At 60.8% G+C, this 245-nt stretch carries 1 protein-coding gene; it reads left to right on the plus strand.

Translation table 11 applies throughout. From position 1 onward, the window contains the following. Positions 1-53 precede the first annotated feature (53 nt). Positions 54-242, plus strand: a complete 189-nt coding sequence (locus FLQ03_RS01315; RefSeq protein ID WP_144374160.1) for a hypothetical protein — start codon at positions 54-56, stop codon at positions 240-242. Positions 243-245 lie beyond the last annotated feature (3 nt).

Genomic DNA, 245 nt, shown 5'->3' on the forward strand with positions numbered 1-245 from the left:
TTGAAACTCGATGCTGATCGGCAGGCAGCCATTGCCAAAGTTGAGGGCCGGTCATGAGCCCCACCCCCGAACTCATCTCCATCGAACTGGCCCGCCTTGCCCGCTCTGACGGTCAATGGGCTCGCCGGTTTCGAGATTACGAACTGCTCCTGACCGCCGGCCTGTCCAGCGAGGAAGCGGCGCAGATCGTCACCGATCTGGCGCGAGAGGCTGAAGTCCAACAAGAATTGGAGGCTGCGTAGATG

This window comes from Vogesella urethralis (assembly GCF_007644045.2).
In the GTDB taxonomy this organism is placed as follows: domain Bacteria; phylum Pseudomonadota; class Gammaproteobacteria; order Burkholderiales; family Chromobacteriaceae; genus Vogesella; species Vogesella urethralis.

Excerpts from the sequence above, each read along its gene's own strand:
- FLQ03_RS01315 (WP_144374160.1), top strand. The coding sequence starts at position 54 with ATGAGCCCCACCCCCGAACTCATCTCCATCGAACTGGCCCGCCTTGCC.